This is a genomic window from Pontibacter liquoris (assembly GCF_022758235.1).
GTDB classification, from domain to species: domain Bacteria; phylum Bacteroidota; class Bacteroidia; order Cytophagales; family Hymenobacteraceae; genus Pontibacter; species Pontibacter liquoris.
Genome location: NZ_JALEBG010000001.1, coordinates 1332860 through 1347614, shown reverse-complemented (window position 1 = coordinate 1347614; position 14755 = coordinate 1332860). Strand labels below are relative to the sequence as shown.

General features: G+C 54.0%; 10 protein-coding genes. 2 read left to right on the top strand and 8 right to left on the bottom strand.

Annotated features, from left to right (window positions below):
• Positions 1 to 56 precede the first annotated feature (56 nt).
• Positions 57 to 359 carry an antibiotic biosynthesis monooxygenase family protein gene (locus tag LWL52_RS05540; RefSeq protein WP_242917713.1) on the top strand — a complete coding sequence of 101 codons (303 nt, stop codon included), beginning with the start codon at positions 57 to 59 and terminating at the stop codon, positions 357 to 359.
• Between the two features lie 118 nt (positions 360 to 477).
• Here LWL52_RS05540 and glgX read toward each other — a convergent pair whose 3' ends face one another.
• The 3 genes from glgX to LWL52_RS05525 form a co-directional block, all read right to left on the bottom strand.
• A complete protein-coding gene (glgX, locus tag LWL52_RS05535; RefSeq protein WP_242917711.1) occupies positions 478 to 2628 on the bottom strand; it encodes a glycogen debranching protein GlgX in 2151 nt (716 codons plus the stop codon).
• Positions 2629 to 2900: 272 nt separating this feature from the next.
• Positions 2901 to 6122 carry a GEVED domain-containing protein gene (locus LWL52_RS05530; RefSeq protein WP_242917709.1) on the bottom strand — a complete coding sequence of 1074 codons (3222 nt, stop codon included), beginning with the start codon at positions 6120 to 6122 and terminating at the stop codon, positions 2901 to 2903.
• A gap of 381 nt (positions 6123 to 6503) precedes the next feature.
• On the bottom strand, positions 6504 to 8903 hold the full coding sequence (locus LWL52_RS05525) for an SBBP repeat-containing protein (RefSeq protein WP_242917707.1): 2400 nt from the start codon (positions 8901 to 8903) through the stop codon (positions 6504 to 6506).
• Positions 8904 to 9506: 603 nt separating this feature from the next.
• Here LWL52_RS05525 and LWL52_RS05520 point away from each other — a divergent pair.
• Positions 9507 to 10304, top strand: coding sequence for a PhzF family phenazine biosynthesis protein (locus tag LWL52_RS05520; RefSeq protein WP_242917705.1), 798 nt, complete (start codon positions 9507 to 9509; stop codon positions 10302 to 10304).
• A 39-nt stretch (positions 10305 to 10343) separates the two neighbouring features.
• Here LWL52_RS05520 and LWL52_RS05515 read toward each other — a convergent pair whose 3' ends face one another.
• From LWL52_RS05515 to yjjX, 5 genes are read right to left on the bottom strand one after another with little or no spacing between them, the layout of a single operon-like run.
• Positions 10344 to 11534: an NRAMP family divalent metal transporter gene (locus tag LWL52_RS05515; protein WP_242917703.1), complete on the bottom strand. Its 1191-nt coding sequence runs from the start codon at positions 11532 to 11534 to the stop codon at positions 10344 to 10346.
• Entirely contained in the window at positions 11531 to 12334 is an 804-nt protein-coding gene (locus tag LWL52_RS05510; protein ID WP_367615659.1) for a LamB/YcsF family protein, read from the bottom strand. Before LWL52_RS05510 ends, LWL52_RS05515 begins: the two co-directional genes overlap by 4 nt.
• Positions 12306 to 13313, bottom strand: coding sequence for a 5-oxoprolinase subunit C family protein (locus LWL52_RS05505; RefSeq protein ID WP_242917701.1), 1008 nt, complete (start codon positions 13311 to 13313; stop codon positions 12306 to 12308). The genes LWL52_RS05510 and LWL52_RS05505 overlap by 29 nt, the downstream gene beginning before the upstream one ends.
• The gene (pxpB, locus tag LWL52_RS05500) at positions 13303 to 14037 is read right to left on the bottom strand and encodes a 5-oxoprolinase subunit PxpB (protein ID WP_242917699.1); all 735 of its coding nucleotides are present in this window, start codon (positions 14035 to 14037) and stop codon (positions 13303 to 13305) included. The genes LWL52_RS05505 and pxpB overlap by 11 nt, the downstream gene beginning before the upstream one ends.
• Before the next feature lie 25 nt (positions 14038 to 14062).
• Positions 14063 to 14650: an inosine/xanthosine triphosphatase gene (gene yjjX / locus LWL52_RS05495; protein ID WP_242917697.1), complete on the bottom strand. Its 588-nt coding sequence runs from the start codon at positions 14648 to 14650 to the stop codon at positions 14063 to 14065.
• Positions 14651 to 14755: the final 105 nt, after the last annotated feature.

The following is a 14755-nucleotide window of genomic DNA, read 5'->3' as shown; positions in this document are numbered from 1 at the left end:
CGCCCGGGTACATTGCCCGGGCGCTTTTATTTTGATCTTACCTAAGAAATCAGTTTATGATTGCAAGACACTGGACGGGCTGGCTCAAACCCGGGGAGGTAGCCAACTATGAACAGCACCTGACCCAACACCTGTTCCCCGAGCTAAAGCAGCTGCCAGGATATATAAGCACTACCGTTTACCGGCGTCAGGTGACAGATGCGGTGGAGTTTCTGGTAATAACCCACTGGACATCCATGGAGGCGATCCGGCAATTTGCAGGCGATGACCCGGACAAGGCGGTTATTCCGGAAGAAGCCCGCAAAATGATGGTGCGCTACGATACGGAAGCACGCCACTACCAGGTAGCGCAGTTATGATTGTGCCAAAACAAGTATATCCCGGCCCTTTATACTTCCTATCAGGGAGATAACCTGGGCTGGCAAGTATACCTAACAAAAAAGACCTCCGGCTATTCGTAACCGGAGGTCTTTTTTGTTAACTGGCTTTTGCTTTATGGTGGGCTGCAAGCGGGTGGTGCAGCAGCACGACCGAATTTCCTTGTACCTTCACCACATCACCGGCCTTATACGTTTCGCCATCTTCGATCAGGTTCCAGGTAGTGTCCAGCACCTTGGTCCATTTAGTGCCATACTTTTCGGGTGGCAAGGTATACTCCAGCTCGCCGTAATAGGCATTAAAAATAATGTAGAAGCTATCGTCCAGGATCTGCTCCCCTTTTGGCCCCAGGGCATGCACCCCACGGCCGTTGAGGTATACGCCCAGCGATTTGGCAAAATCATGGCTCCAGTTCTCGTCCGTCATTTCGGTGCCTTCCGGTAAAAACCAGGCAATATCTTCTACCCCAACGCCTTTTATCGGCTGCCCCTGAAACCAGCGGCGGCGGCAGAACATCGGGTGACTTTTGCGCAACTGTATCAGCTTTTGGGTAAAGGCCAGCAGCTCTTTGTCGGCGGCAGCCCAGTTGAGCCACGATATTTCATTGTCCTGGCAGTAGGCGTTGTTATTGCCGCCCTGGGTGCGGCTTATCTCGTCGCCTGCCACCAGCATGGGCACTCCCTGGCTCAGGAAAAGCGTGGTAAGTAAATTCCGCTTCTGCCGTTGCCGCAGTTCCAGAATAGCCGGATCATCGGTTGGCCCCTCAACCCCGCAGTTCCAGGAGCGGTTGTGGCTCTCCCCGTCGTTGTTGTTTTCGCCGTTGGCCTCGTTGTGCTTTTCGTTATAAGAGACCAGGTCATTCAGGGTAAAGCCGTCATGCGCCGTCACAAAGTTAATGCTGGCGGTAGGCCTGCGGTAGTCGTCGCGGTAGAGGTCGGAGCTGCCGGTAAAGCGCTCGGCAAATTCGGCCAGCATACTATCTGCCCCGCGCCAGTAATCCCGGATGCAGTCGCGGTACTTGCCATTCCATTCCGTCCATCCGGGCGGGAAGTTGCCCACCTGGTAACCGCCTTCGCCCACATCCCAAGGCTCGGCAATAAGCTTTACCTGCGAGATAACCGGGTCCTGGTGAATGATGTCAAAGAAGGAGCTCAACCGGTCTACCTCGTGCAGCTCGCGGGCAAGCGTCGAGGCCAGGTCAAACCGGAAACCATCCACGTGCATCTCCAGGATCCAGTAGCGGAGGCTGTCCATGATCAGGCGCAGCACACTGGGCAGGTTGGCGTTCAGCGTATTGCCGGTACCGGTATAATCCATGTAATAGCGCTTGTTGTCTTCTACCAGCCGGTAGTACGACGCATTATCAATGCCCCGGAACGAGAGCGTGGGGCCCATCTGATTGCCTTCGCCCGTGTGGTTATACACCACATCCAAAATCACTTCGATGCCTGCTTTGTGCAGTTCCTTCACCATTTGCTTGAACTCCTGCACCTGGCTTCCGATCTTGTTGCTTTTGGCATACCGCACATCAGGGGCAAAAAAGCCGATCGAGTTATAGCCCCAGTAATTGGTCAGGCCTTTGTCCAGCAGGTAGCGGTCGGTCACAAAATGATGCACCGGCAACAGCTCGACGGCTGTGATACCGAGTTCCTGCAGGTAGTTGATGGTAACCGGATGGGCCAGCGCCTGGTATGTGCCCCGGATCTCTTCCGGAATATCGGGGTGCAGCTGCGTAAAGCCCTTTACATGCGTTTCATAAATAATCGATTTATGGTAAGGTATTTTGGGAGCCACATCTCCCTCCCAATCAAAAGCAGGGTCAATTACTACGGATTTGGGAATAAAGGGCGCGCTATCGGTTTTGGAGAAGGTCAAATCCTGTTTCTTATCGCCCATTTTATACCCGAAGAGGGCATCGTGCCATTCGATAGTACCTGATATGGCCCGGGCATAGGGATCGATGAGCAGCTTATGCGGGTTATAGCGCTCGCCATTTTCCGGGTTATAAGGGCCTTGCACGCGGTAGCCGTAGAGCAGGCCAGGCTTTGCATCAGGCAGGTATACGTGCCATACCTGATGAGTGCGTTCGGCCATCTTCACGCGCGCATATTCTTTCTTGTCATCGGTCGAATGAAACAGGCAAAGCTCCACGCCCGTTGCGTTGTCCGCATACAATGCAAAATTCACTCCTTTCCCGTCCCAGGTAGCGCCTAAAGGGTATGGGCTGCCCAGGTATGTTGTTACTTTCATAAATCTTATGTATGGCTAATAAAAAGCGATTAAATGAGGATCCCGGCTGCCGCTCTGCACAAAAAACGCAAGCAGTTCTACCAATTTGCAGGCAGCCGGCAAATGCCTTGTTATACTTCAAAGCAAACAAATAGTTGGGTTTTCCAGCCAATGCGCCTGGCAGTGCGGGTCCCAGGGTATAAGAGCCGCGGAAGCCTCCGGAAAAGTAAAGGCCCGGTTAGTTTGCCGGGCCTTTGCTTTTGAAGTTCCAATGCATTGCTGCCATGCGCCGCTTACCGGGCAGGGCTGCCTGCCTTAAGCAGTTTTCCGCTTAGCCGCTTATCTCCCACCAGCACATGATAGAAGTATAAACCGGGCGCTACCGGCGTGTGCTGGCTGTCATTGCCATCCCAGAGCAAGTCATGCTGCCCGGCGGGCAGCTGGCCAAAGCTGATCTCGCGCACCACCTGCCCCACTTCCGAGTAAATCACCAGCCGCACCGGCGCGGCTTTGCCCAGATTAGCCGCAATATGGGCACTGCCGGTGAACGGGTTAGGATAGGCCAGCAGCGCCTCTTCCTGCGCCAAGGCGCCTGTTATGGCTGCCGCACTATCCGCTGTGGCGCGGAAGGCGATCAGTGCCCATGGGTTGCCTGTTACCTGGAAATTCCAGGCGCTGGTAGCTGTTGCTCCTCCTTCCAGTTCGAGCATGATCCTGCCGGTGGTGGCTCCGGCCGGCACTACTGCCCGTACCAGGTAATCGTTGTACACGCTAAAGCTTTTTGCCTCTACGCCATTGAAACTAACATTCTTTGTGGTGGACAAGTACCGACCAGCAATGTAGACAGCGGAGCCTGCGTGTCCCCACCAGGGCGCAAAGAAAGCGATCTGGGGCTGCAGCACGGTAAAAAGTTTGCCGCTCACATCTTTGCCGCCCGTGGTTTGGATCGTGATTCGGCCCGTAGTGGCCGAGGCCGGGACCACCGCCCGCAGTTCCTTGTCGCTGATGACCTTGAAATTAGCCTCCACACCATTGAAGAGCACTGTGTGGGTGGTAGCGAGTGCGGTGCCACGCAGTCGCACGGTATCACCGGGCAAGCCCTCGCGTGGTGAAAAGGAGGTAAACGTGGGCACGGCTACTTGGTCCGGGGCTTCGATGGTAATGGTATAATCCTCTGTTTCGCCATTGGCAAAGGCGTCTTCCTGATCAGTCGCATCATCCGGGAAGAACTCTGCGCATGCTCCACTCTGATAAAAATTAAACTTGTTGGACCGCACCCGCATCCGCACAGGCCCGGTGATAGCAGAAGACGGTATGCTTACTTTTCCTGTAAACCGATCGGTGCTGGCGGACGGCGAGAAGAAGCCGTTGCCATTATTGTAATTTTCACCTTCCACAAGGGGAGAGCGGTACACAAATTCTCCTTCATCCTCAAAATCCTGGTCGTTGTTAAAATCTATCCACACGCCAAAGGTTTGTGCCACCGAACCCGCCTGCACGCTGATATCATATTTTTGGCCTTTCTTCACGGTAGTGGTCAGGGTACCAGTGGTATCATAACTGATGTAGCCGCCAAGGTTGCCATTGCAGCCGGAGCCCTCGTTGACAAGGGTATGGAAGCTGAAATTATCGATATACGCACCATTACCGCAGCCGTCTGCCGCAAAGGAGGCACAGTAGCCGATGGCCAGGGTATAATCCTGTGTTTCGCCATACCTGCCAGCGGAGCAGGACTCAGAGGCGGCGAATGCACCGTCTGGCCTGCTCCTCACCCGCATGCGCCTCACGCCGGCGGCAGCATCGGCAGGTATAACTACGGTGCCGGAAAAGGCGGCGCCAACAGCCGGTGAACCATACACAAACTCCCCGGCGTCCTCAAAGTCTTTGTCATCATTATAGTCGATCCAAACCCCGTAGGCCTGTTCTTTGGCTACATAGCCGCTTGGCGACTCGGACGCGAAACTAACAGGATAGCTTTGTCCCTGCCTGAGGGTGGTCGTATATCGTGCATCGCTGTAAATATCAAAGAATGGTCTAAAAAGGGTATAACCGTCCTCATTCTTGCAGCCTTGCCCCGGCGCATTATAGTACACCTCTCCAAATTTGAAGTTCGCGATATAATGATCATCGGCGCAGCCCTGGGTCATAGCCGGAATGCAATAGGGTTTCCCCTGGTCGTGTACTTTTACAACCCAATAATCTTCCAGTCCCTTTTTAGCAGCAGTTTTATCGCCGCTGGCATAGGAGTTAGAGGTACCGCCCAAGAGGTAGTTTCCATCCGGAGAGACAACGATATCCCGAAGCACATCCACTGCCCCGCCTCCAAAGGTCTTGTCCCATACTTTCTCTCCGCTTTCTGTTACTTTTATGATCCAAAAATCTAATTCCCCTCTGCTGCCTTCACTTTTATCCCCGCTGCTCCTTCCGAACCCCGCATACCCTCCCAGCAAATAGCCTCCGTCGGGCGTGGCGACCAAGTCTTGAAAGGTGTCAAAGCTTTCGCTGCCATAGGCCTTGTCCCCTACTTTGCTTCCCTGCGCATCCAGCATAATAACCCAGTAATCGAAGCTTCCTTTACTTGCCTCGCTTCTGTCTCCTTCCTTTCCGGACCCGGAAGTTCCGCCCAGCAAAATCCCGCCATTGGGGGTAACCAGCATCGCCTCCAGGTGGTCGCTTGATTTCCCGCCATACCGTTTGTCCCATACTTTGTTACCCCTTGCATTGATCCGGATCACCCAATAATCGTCTTGTCCTCTGTTAGCCTGGGTTTTGTCCCCGCTTATACTTTCCCCTCTCGCCCAGCCACCCAGCAGGTAGTCGCCGTCTTCGGTTACGGCCACAGCTGTCAGTACATCTACATCCGAACTGCCAAAAGTTTTATCCCATACTTTGTCACCTGTTGCGTTGATCTTTACCACCCAGAAATCGGAGTCGTTGGCAGGCCCCCGCACCGGCTCGCTTTTATCCCCGCTTTTGCCTGACGACGACTGGCCTCCTAACAGATACCCGCCATCGGCAGTAGCTACCAGCGCGTTCAACTGATCGTTGCCATTGCCTCCATAACTTTTGCGCCAAAGCTCATTCCCATCAGCATCAATTTTAACGATCAGGTAATCGGCACTTGCACGGCCGCCCAGTAAAAAACCACCATCTGATGTGGGAATCATGGCGTTTAGATTACTACCTGCAATGGCTTTGTCCCAAAGCTTGTTGCCACCAGCATCAATTCGCACGAGCCAGAAACTGGTGCTACCGCGATCTCCGATCCAACTTTGGCTCTTATCATTCCCTTTATCTGAGTCGGAGGAGCCACCCAGCAGGTAACCGCCATCCGGTAGCGCTACCATGGCCCCAAAGGCAGACCTGCCGAGTTTAAATTCTTCATCGTCCACTCCATCTACCGGTACTTCGGGATCTACCGAAGAAACAATGCCGCCATACGTCTGGTCCCATACTTTTGTCTGGGCCTGTGCCGGCGGTATAAAACTATACCAACAGAGAAGTATACAAAACAACCGAAGCCAGCTGGATAAGGAAATAGTACACGCTTGAGGAAATAATAGATTTGTTTTCATAATTTTAGAAATATTAAAAGTGGATGATTTATTAAAATAGGATTGAAGTAATAAGGGTATGCTGTCTGCTGAACCAGAGCTTTTGGCTGCCAGCGGAAGACATGTATAGTTGCGTCCCACTATAGGTAGAAGTACGATTGCACGTATTAGAGTTTTCGAAAGCCGGCTTCAGTTCCGTAGGCAACAGAAAGAAGAGTAATTGGCTTCCGTGTAATGTTCGCTGTGGCATAAGCCCCACGGAATATCCAATTATAAAGGAAGGCCGGGAATAGTAGCCCGGCCCTCTTCTTAATGCAGCTACGAAATAATATTTCATGGTGCTTACCTGAGGGTGCTGCCTGCCTTAAGCAGTTTTCCGCGAAGTTGCTTATCTCCCACCAGCACATGATAGAAGTATAAACCGGGCGCTACCGGCGTGTGCTGGCTATTATTGCCATCCCAGAGCAAGTCATGCTGCCCGGCGGGCAATTGGCCAAAGCTGATCTCGCGCACCACCTGCCCCACTTCCGAGTAAATCACCAATCGCACCGGCGCGGCTTTGCCCAGATTAGCCGTAATGCGAACGCTGCCGGTGAACGGGTTAGGATAGGCCAGCGGCGCCTCTTCCTGCGCTAAGGCGCCTGGTATAATTGCCGTACTATCCGCTGTGGCGCGGAAGGCGATCAGCGCCCAAGGGTTGCCTGTTACCTGGAAATTCCAGGCGCTGGTAGCTGTTGCTCCTCCTTCCAGTTCTAGGCTGATCCTGCCGGTGGTGGCTCCGGCCGGTACTTCTGCCCGCACCAGGTAATCATTGTACACGCTGAAATTTTTAGCTTTTACGCCGTTAAAACGCACCGCTTTGGTCGTAGATAAGTACCGGCCGGCAATGTAGACAGCGGAGCCTGCGTGTCCCCACCAGGGCGCAAAGAAAGCGATCTGGGGCTGCAGCACAGTAAAAAGCTTGCCGCTCACATCTTTCCCACCGGCAGTTTGGATCGTGATCCGGCCCGTAGTAGTCGTAGCTGGTACCACCGCCCGCAGCTGTGTGTCGCTGATGACCTCGAAATTAGCCTCCACGCCGTTGAAGAGTACCGTGTGGGTGGTAGCGAGTGCGGTGCCACGCAGTCGCACGGTATCACCGGGCAAGCCCTCGCGTGGTGAAAAGGTGGTAAAGACGGGCGCGGCTACCTGGTCCGGCTCATACATTACTTTCGTCAGGAATGCATCCGTTTCGCCCTTGCTCCTTAGGCTAATATTGCCCAAGGTAACCGTGTCTTTAAAAGAACCAGCTACATAAGCGCCCTTTTCCGAACTGGCTACACTTGTGGTCTCCACCTGCTTCACCCACAGCGGGCTTCCATTGTTGTCGTATACGGCTGTAAAGCGGTTAGTCAGATCGTCGCTGGTGATGGGGGTGGTATTCTCCTCGGTTCCGGTAGTGCCGATTAGGTAAAGTTCTCCGATCAAAGAAAAAGTCATATAAAGCCGGCTCATTTCATCCACCGCAATATGATGGATGGGCGTAGGGTTGTCATAATCGGCATCTTCTACTATTTGCCAGATCAGGTTCCCCTCTGTGTCGTATTTATTGATATTGGCAGTTGGGTCTGTAGCCATAAAACCCAGCGGATGATAGGCCAGGTAAAGGTTATCCTCCGCATCGGGCACTAGATCAACTATATCAACGCCGCCATTTTTGCTGGCAACCCACTTGGCCCATACCGGATTACCGGCATTATCATACTGAGCCAGAAAGATTTTTTCTGGCATTTCACCTTGTGTATCAAAACCATCATCAAGTATAACATCACCAAGCAGGATACCGCTATAAAAAATGCCTGAAATGTAGACGTTTCCAGCTTTATCCGTAGCTATTTGGGGTGATTCAACAGATGCGGGATACCCCTCCTGGGTGTACTTCTCTAAGCCATACGCTTCCCTGGCCCAATCTAGCCCACCTTCCGGATTGAACTTGGCCGTAAAGATGGAGGAGTAAGTCAGATAAGGAGAGGTTGGACCTTTTAAAATCAGGTCCTGATCCCCAATCGTCATCGTTCCGGTGAAATCTCCTGTAACGTAGGTATTGCCGCCCGCATCAAAGGAAATATCTGAAACGTGGCCGCCTATGCCACCTGCATTCAGGGCCCCATGGAAACTGCCGGAGGAATCCCAGATGGCTACAAAAGTATTGGCGAAAGCGGAGCCATTCTGAACGCTGCTCGATAAGAAGGCAAGGTGCACCTTGCCGGAAGCATCCAGAAAAAGTTGCAACACCTGCTCGCTATCTGCACCGCCACTCCACCCTGCCCATAATAACTCCCCGTCGGCGTCATACTTAACCAGGAAAATATCCTCGGCTCCGTTACTGGTCAGACTGCTGCTCCCGAAGTTGACGGTGCCGCTGAAACTACCGGCCACATACACGTTTCCGTTGCTGTCGGCAGCTACTGCGCTGGCCTGGTCCGCACCGCTGCTCCCCAGGTTTTTTACCCATTTTAAAGTGCCTTCAGGCGTGTACCTGGCAATAAAGCCATCCAGATCACCACTGCTGGTGAGGGAGGTAGCTCCAAAACTGGCGGTGCCGCGAAAGCTGCCCGCTACAAAAGCACTGCCTTGCGGCCCGACAGCAACAGCTGCGGCACGGTCGGCAAATTCACCACCCATTTGGTGTGCCCACGCCGGGTTCTGAGCAACTGCCGGTGCCTGAAAACTCAGGAGAAAAAGGAAGAAGAAAACAAGCATTGTGCACTGCAGTGCAGTATTAAAAGTGCCGGAAGGCGCTGACCGGAATAAACATGGAGATAATTTTATTTTCATAGGTGTGGCGTTAGTATGATCAAAGGAATAAGCAATGGCGCATGTCGCTTAAAACCTGACCTATATGCTTGCTTTTGAAGCGTAGCGCAGAACGGTGTAGGCCTGAAATTCAAATACTTATATTAAAGTATGTTAAATATTTTCAGCAAACGTAAGTATATTGGCAGCAGCAGGGTGAGAAAGAAGGGACGGCTACATAAGGATACGGATGGCCGGCCTACCTATTTTATTATACTTGTATTATATAGGCTTGGATATAACAAATATAACTAATTCAGGAATTTAGCCTTCTATAACAAGTACTTTTAAGTAAGTGGGGTAGGAAGAATGCTAAAGTATCGCTAAAGAGTGGTCAAATATTTATCTGATTTCTGAAAACTGTGTTGGCCTTTTAACGGCTGCAGGAACTAACAGAGAACAAAAGATAGTAGCAGCGTGAAGGCCTACGTATAGTAGCCCTACTCTAAAGCAATAAAAGATACTTGAGTCAGGAAAACCTACCTGACCAACTATTAACCCTACAACAGAATGACCATACCCTTATACCAGATCGACGCTTTTACCGGCAACATCTTCGGAGGCAACCCGGCCGCCGTGTGCCCGCTGCAATCCTGGCTTCCGGATAAGACCCTGCAGCTGATCGCGATCGAGAACAATCTATCTGAAACGGCTTTTTTTGTGCCGGAGGGCGAGGGTTTCCGTTTGCGTTGGTTTACGCCGGAGCTGGAAATGGATTTGTGCGGCCATGCTACCTTGGCCGCTGCGCACGTACTTTTCCGGCACCTGGGTTACGGTAGCGAGCAGATCACCTTTCAGAGCCAGAGTGGCCCGCTTACCGTAACCAAAACCGGGGAGTTGCTGACGCTGGATTTCCCGGCCCGCAAGCCGCTGCCGGCCGCATTGCCCGAGGTAATCCGCCAAGGCATTGGGAAGCTGCCGAAAGAAGTGCTGAAAGCCCGGGATTATGTGCTGGTATATGAAACCGAGGAAGACGTAGTGAATCTAGCCCCTGACACTAGCCTGCTTCATACCATCAACCTGGATCCTGGCGGTATTGTGGTGACGGCGCCAGGCCGGGAGGTGGATTTTGTTTCCCGTTTCTTTACGCCGCAGGCCAGTATTTTCGAAGACCCGGTGACGGGCTCGGCGCACTGTTCGCTTATCCCCTACTGGGCCGAACGCCTGCAGAAAACAAAACTAATTGCCCGGCAGGTCTCTCGGCGGGTGGGTACGCTGCAATGCGAACTGGCCAAAGACCGGGTATACATCAGTGGACAGGCCGTAACTTACCTCAAAGGAGAAATCTACCTGCCACAGCAAGTATAACAACTATAGTTTGACCCTGACTTCGGAAAAGCTCCCTACTTAGATAAACAACTGTGGTAGCTGCTGCCATAGCGTGTAGGCGCCCAACCAGGCCATTATCAGTACCACCAGCGCGCCAAAAATGGTCAGCCACAGCGGGTGCCGGTAGGTACCCACCACTTTACGATTGTAGGCAGCCACCAGGATAGTACCCAGCGTAACAGGCAGGATCAAGCCATTGAGTGCACCGGCCAGGATGAGCAGCCGCACAGGTTTGCCGATCGTGATGAAAATAAGCGTGGATAACACAATGAAGCCGATGATGACCCTGTTCTCGTTTCGGGCAATAACCGGATGAAAGGATTTGATGAACGAAACCGAAGTATAAGCCGAGCCGATCACAGAAGTAATCGCCGCAGACAGCATCACAATACCAAAAAGCTTGTAGCCCACCTGCCCTGCTGCCAGCTGAAAGACCGAAGCCGGCGGGTTACTTTCATCCAACGCCAGCCCTTTGCTGATCACACCCAATGCAGCCAGGAACAGGAAAATGCGGATAACGGAAGCGATCGTAATGCCCGAAACGGCACTGGTGGTTACCTGCGGCAAAGCCTCAGGTCCTTTTATGCCGGCATCCAGCAGGCGGTGACCACCCGAAAAGGTAATATAGCCTCCTACTGTTCCGCCCACCAGCGTAATGATGGCAATCAGGTCTACTTTATCAGGCAGAATGGTTTTAACGGCCGCCTCACCCAGTGGCGGGGCCGAGGTGATGGCCACATACACAATAAGCAGGATCATGAGCAGGCCCATGACCTGGGCAAACCGGTCCATCACTTTGCCGGCCTCCCGCACCATAAAAATGGCAATGGAGATCAGGGCTGCTACCACGGCACCCGCTTCGGCTGAGAGGCCCAGCAAGACGTTGAACCCGAGTCCGGCGCCCCCCACGTTGCCGATATTGAACGCCAACCCGCCCAGCACAATCAGCACCGCGATCAGAACACCGAGGCCCGGCAGCACGGCATTGGCAATATCCTGCGCCCGCTTTTCCGACACGGCAATCACGCGCCAAACATTCAGTTGCACCCCGATATCGAGCAGGATGGAAAGCAAGATCACAAATCCAAAGCTGGCACCAAGCGTTTGGGTAAAAACGGTGGTCTGCATCAGAAAGCCGGGCCCCACGGCCGAGGTGGCCATCAGGAAAGCAGCGCCCAGCAGGATACTCACGTTGCGTTTTAGCCTCATGCGCTGCGGCCGTTTACAGGCTGAACTGTAATCCCGGCTTCGGCCAGCGCCTCCCGGATCAAACGGGCATATTCCGCCGCATGCGGCCCGTCGCCGTGGATGCAAATGGTATCGGCCGTAAGCACGACGTCGGGGCCTTGCTGCGAGCGCACCCGGCCTTCTTTTACCAGGCGCACTACCTGCTGCACTGCCTTTGCCGGATTGGAGATCAGGGCATCCACCTGCCTGCGAGGTGTGAGGGTACCATCCTGCTGGTACGTGCGGTCAGCAAATACTTCGCCGGCCGTCTGCAGGCCAACTTCCTTTCCTGCTTTGATCAACTCGCTGCCTGCCAAGCCATACAGCACGGCCTCCGGCCATACCTTGTACACCGCCTCGGCAATGGCAGCAGCTAATGCCGGACGTACAGCCGCCATGTTGTAGAGAGCGCCATGGGGTTTTACATGATGCAGGGTGCCGCCCTGCGCCTGCACAAAGCCAGCCAAAGCACCGACCTGGTAAACCACCATGTCATAGGCTTCCTGCGGGGTAATAGCCATTTCGCGGCGGCCGAAGCCTGCCAGGTCGGGCAAGCCGGGGTGCGCGCCTATCGCGACGCCCTGTGCCAGCGCCAGTTGTACTGTTTTGCGCATCACGGCAGGGTCGCCGGCATGAAAGCCGCAGGCAATATTGGCCGAAGTCACATAAGGCAGAATGGCTTCGTCGTTGCCGATCGAATAGGCGCCGAAACTTTCTCCTAAATCGCAGTTTAGGTCCACGGTGTAGTGCATGTTAACGGGTGAGCTTAAGGTGTAGCGCACTTCTGAGCGATTCGATCGCTTTTTCGCGCTGAATATACAGCAAATGGGCTTCTTCCAATGAAATTTCTTCGAAGCGAATATCCCGGCCGGGGGGAACCTGCGCTAGTTTCGGGAAATCGGCCGTGACGACCTGCGCAATGCGCGGATAGCCCCCGGTGGTCTGATGATCGGCAAGCAGCACGATGGGATTGCCATCCGGAGGCACCTGGATGGTGCCAAACGTCACAGCCCCCGACAACAGCTCTGCCGGCGTAGCCAGTGCCAGCGTCGGCCCGTTCAGGCGGTAGCCCATCCGGTCGGAATGTGATGATACTTTGTAATCAGACTGCCAGAAATCTTCCGTGCTGCTGCCGGCAAACAAGTCATACTCGGGCCCTTTCACCACCCGGATAACATTTTCTGGTACTCCGTTCAGGTAAAAATCCGGTATGGCCGACCAGTCTGCCTGCTGCCAGCCGCCGGCTGCAGCGTCTGCGCGCAAGATCTCCACAAAGGAAGTGATCTCCGCCGGAATCCCTTTTACAGGAAGCAAATCACCGGACTGCAGGGCCCGGCCTTGCCACCCGCCGATGCCGGCACGCAGAAACGTGGCGTGGCTGCCCATCACGCTGGGTATAGCAAAGCCGCCGGCCACAGCCAGGTAGCTCCGGCAACCCGCCCGCGGCGCGCCAAAGGCCAGTATACTTCCCGCAGCCACAAACACCGGGCGCCACATTTTTACAGGCTCATTGTTTATGGTGGGCGACAGATCGGCGCCTGTCAGCGAAATAAGCAGGTCAGTATTGAAACGGATGGTTGGGCCCAGCAGCGTTATTTCCAGGGCTGCTGCCGATTCCGGATTGCCTACCAGCATATTCGCTAGCCGCAGGGCGTAAGCATCCATCGCGCCGCTCACAACCATGCCATCTTTCTGGTAGCCCAGCCTGCCCGCATCCTGGATGGTGGTCAGCAGGCCGGGGCTCTCGATGCTAAGACTCATACGCCAGCTCCTTTTGCTTGTGGAACTCTGCTTTGGTAATGGGCCGGAACCGGACCAGATCTCCCGCTTTCAGCAGACCGGGCGGTGTACGATAAGGATTAAAGAGCGAAAGTGGTGTGCGGCCGATAAGTTGCCAGCCACCGGGCGTTTCCATGGGGTAAATGCCTGTCTGCACACCTGCTATCCCCACCGAGCCACCGGGAATGCAGGGGCCAGGCGTTTCTTTACGCGGCACGGCAATTTCCTCCTTCATCCCGCCCAGGTACGGAAAACCCGGCACAAACCCGATCATATACACCAGATACTCCACACTGCTGTGCAGGGCGATCACCTTTTTTTCGGATAAGCGGGTATGGCTGGCAACAAAGGCCAGGTCGGGGCCAAACTCCCCACCGTAGCAAACGGGCACTTCCAGTATTTTCGGGGGCTGCTTTTCCTTACTCGTCCCGGTGCGGGGCAGCGCCTGCTCAATAATGGCCACTACCCGCTCATAGGGGTTATACTTGCCTTTTTCGCTTACCACCCAGGGGTCGTAGTAGAGGGTAACCGTGGTATAAGCCGGCACAAATTCGATAAGCCCGGCGAAAGGCTGCTGCTCCAGGTGCGCAGTATAGTTGCGGACAAGGCTCAGCGTGTGTTCCGAAACAGCATCGCCGAACTGCACCGTAATAGCGGAATCTCCTAAAGGGTATAACTGGATCGGACGCAGGTCACTTTGTTTCATACACAGCTTCTCTCTGTTTTACAAATCACTCCTTCTCCGGGCAGGCAGGAAGCGCGTAACCGGCAGGAGCAGCATATAAGGCCTGATTCTTAAACGGCACCAGGGCCAACACTACCGCGGGCTCATACAACTGGCGGCGGTCCAGCACCTGATCGGTCAGGCTACCGATAGCGCCGCCCTGCTGCTTGGAATTATGGCGGCTGAAAACCTTATCATTAGCATGCCCCAGTTCCATTCCCTGCGCCACAAGCCCTGCCACGGCAGGAGGCAAAAAGAAAGTGCCTGAGCGGGCTTTGCCCAGTATACCCGTGGCAGAGCGAACTACTATCCAGGCAAATGCAGCCAGCTCGTTTCCCATTACTTCCACGCCCCCTTCGATGCCCACCCAGAAATCTGCTTCCGGGTAAATATAACGGGCCTGCTGCACCCTGTTCAGGGCGCCTTCCAGCGTCTCGGCATCCGTCATGGGCTGGTCGGCCACACCGGATGGAACCGAAAGCGGCACTACGTCAACTGTTCTGTCAGCAAACATCTTTTCAAAACCACCTAGGGCCGCTTTAACTTTCACCGGGTTGGTGGAGGCAACCACCACGTGGAGCGTCTTTCTATTCATAACGTAGTACGTATTCAGGCAAAGTTTAAATAAAGCAATTTATTTTAAAGTACCGCACATAAAATTGCTGCTCCCGGAACCGCCTCCCTATTGTACGGTTTCGTG

What these genes read in the sequence shown, in the direction of transcription:
- LWL52_RS05540 (WP_242917713.1), top strand. Translation starts at nt 57, where the DNA reads ATGATTGCAAGACACTGGACGGGCTGGCTCAAACCCGGGGAGGTAGCC.
- glgX (WP_242917711.1), bottom strand. Translation starts at nt 2,628, where the DNA reads ATGAAAGTAACAACATACCTGGGCAGCCCATACCCTTTAGGCGCTACC.
- LWL52_RS05525 (WP_242917707.1), bottom strand. Translation starts at nt 8,903, where the DNA reads ATGCTTGTTTTCTTCTTCCTTTTTCTCCTGAGTTTTCAGGCACCGGCA.
- LWL52_RS05520 (WP_242917705.1), top strand. Translation starts at nt 9,507, where the DNA reads ATGACCATACCCTTATACCAGATCGACGCTTTTACCGGCAACATCTTC.
- LWL52_RS05515 (WP_242917703.1), bottom strand. Translation starts at nt 11,534, where the DNA reads ATGAGGCTAAAACGCAACGTGAGTATCCTGCTGGGCGCTGCTTTCCTG.
- LWL52_RS05505 (WP_242917701.1), bottom strand. Translation starts at nt 13,313, where the DNA reads ATGAGTCTTAGCATCGAGAGCCCCGGCCTGCTGACCACCATCCAGGAT.
- pxpB (WP_242917699.1), bottom strand. Translation starts at nt 14,037, where the DNA reads ATGAAACAAAGTGACCTGCGTCCGATCCAGTTATACCCTTTAGGAGAT.
- yjjX (WP_242917697.1), bottom strand. Translation starts at nt 14,650, where the DNA reads ATGAATAGAAAGACGCTCCACGTGGTGGTTGCCTCCACCAACCCGGTG.